The organism is Cupriavidus sp. UYPR2.512, from assembly GCF_000379565.1.
GTDB lineage: Bacteria > Pseudomonadota > Gammaproteobacteria > Burkholderiales > Burkholderiaceae > Cupriavidus.
This window is the reverse complement of sequence record NZ_KB903035.1, coordinates 1-2,152: the sequence shown is the minus strand read 5'-3', so window position 1 is coordinate 2,152 and position 2,152 is coordinate 1. Positions and strand designations below refer to the sequence as shown.

Genomic DNA, 2,152 nt, shown 5'->3' with positions numbered 1-2,152 from the left:
AGGCGCAGCTCGCGGATGTCCGGCAAAAGCCGTGTCTCGTTCGATCATTCTTCCAGGCTCCTTCTGTCGCCTATATTTCCGACTGCTGAGTAATGTCCCGGTTTGCCGGCAGTTCTTTTGCATAAAGGATCTATTCCCCCAACACACGCTGCGTGGTCACTGTCGACAAATGCTGTCGGTTCGGATTCTTGTAGCGGTTGCTCAGGCTTTGAATTAATGAGTCGACGTCGTGCGAAGCAACATTGAACTCTCCATAGTTTGGATCGAAGAGCACGGTTTGTCCGTTGGACGTTGATGTCGCAACGATGTGCGCGTTGCCAGATGCAAAATACAGGCTGAGTAGATGTGTTGATCCACCTTTCGCGATTTCCTTGCACAAGTTTGACAAACTCATGGGGTCGTTAAATCGATACTTCTTTTCACGCCCCGATGGCTTTAGACCAGCTTCGTTCAGCATGGCATTTTGTGCATCGAGGTCCGCCTGCGAAGCTGACATCCCCCGGCTCCTAAGCGCCGCCTTGTGAGTTTGATACTGTTCCTGCCACTGCGAAGCCAATCCGTGCGCTACCGATCCAGGCATCAAGGCGGCCATCCGATCAGGGGCGCTGTTATTGTTGCGATTGAGGAGCCATGCTGCTGTGAGGCCGACACAGATCCCATTGGCATTTGCGTTGCTCAACTCGGCCGTCCGATAATCGGAAAACGATGTGCTCAGCCTTGTGGGAGAGGAAGTGCTGGAGCTGCCCACGCTGGAGCTCCTAGAGTTCGAGACATGCGGAGTGCATGCACAATTCCCCTTTTTGTGAGGCAAGTCTTCTAGACTGATCCCTCCAAAGGGCGAGGGGCCATTTGGAAGGCCATTTTGCAAAAAATCGGAGACCCTTTCGGCAGGGATCCCACTCAGCCCGTGAGGTATTTGGGGTGCTGTGGAAGTTCTAGTTACAGGAAATTGACCGCTACTTGGGCTTCGGGGTTGCCCATCTTCCACATTGCCAGCATAGCCGCCTTCAATGACATTGTTCAGATTCATGACTTCGTCCTTGATCCATTGAGTAAACGGTCAGTACCGAGACGGAGTAATGGTGATTGAGGAACTAATGCGCCCATCTTCATATAGCCATTTGGAAATAATGGAGTGTAATCTCATACACAAAGCGAACGATGCACCGTTTCCTTATTGTTACCGGAGGGCATCCGCTGAGGACGTCTGCACGACCAACCTCGTTGCCGAGAACACGCCCGCGCGAGCTTCATTCGGGCCAACGTGGACTTGCACATCCGGAGCACTGCTTCTTCTTCCGCGGACCATAAGAGAAATTTCATAGGCATTTTTTCCACTCTACCGGCGATTCCCTAGCTTCGAAAATATTTTTAGACACGGAAATTCCGACTAGAGGCAGCCCCACTGTATCAAGACGGGAATCCTGAATGTCTGAAAGAGACGCATATTTTTGCACAACTTCCGAGTGCGACGAACTGGATGTGTTGAAAGGGGTTTACGACACGGATATTGGATCCGACCACTGTGATACAAACTGGCACTGGCATCGGCCGCAATAGCGAAATTGCGACACTCCTGGCGAAGTTAGCATGCTTGCCAGTACTATAATGGCTGCTGCTTACCCACAGAGTGCCCGTTTGCTGTGGTCAGCCGAAAGTAGTGCTTACTTACGTGGGGCCGACGCCGCCCTTCACTTCAAGTGTGGGGGGACGGGCGCGGGGAAGCCGCGCCGTCGTGGATCGACGGAGGCGGCGGCTGTGAAGCCTTTATCGCCGCGAAGACGGTAAGCAGGACATCGTATGGCGCTCCGCCAATACCCCGATATCTGCGCCGGCAAGGCGGCTGAATTTGTCACCCGAATGCGCTCTAAGGGAATTCAGTGCTCTGTGCGATAAGACTGGCGTTAATGAGATGGACGCCCCCTCCCCGTAACGGGATATGCATGCCAAAGTTGGGGGGCACTGCAACCCCTCGAACAGGGGCATCCATCATGACGATCACGACGGTAGGTATCGACTTGGCGAAAAATATCTTCCAGGTTCACGGCGTGGATGAGCGCGGCAAGGCGACGTTGAAGAAGCAACTGAAGCGTGCCCAGGTGGCCGAATTCTTTGCGACTCTGCCGCCAAGCGTCGTTGGGATGGAAGCCTG

General features: G+C 53.6%; 1 protein-coding gene and 1 pseudogene. One reads left to right on the top strand and one right to left on the bottom strand.

Going from position 1 to position 2,152, the window contains the following annotated elements; translation table 11 throughout:
- Positions 1 to 130: 130 nt before the first annotated feature.
- Positions 131 to 748: a YopT-type cysteine protease domain-containing protein gene (locus A3A5_RS41790; RefSeq protein ID WP_157637257.1), complete on the bottom strand. Its 618-nt coding sequence runs from the start codon at positions 746 to 748 to the stop codon at positions 131 to 133.
- 1,243 nt (positions 749 to 1,991) lie between these two features.
- Between A3A5_RS41790 and A3A5_RS43440 the strand changes: the two are divergent.
- Positions 1,992 to 2,152, top strand: a pseudogene (locus A3A5_RS43440) (IS110 family transposase); the annotation flags it as partial.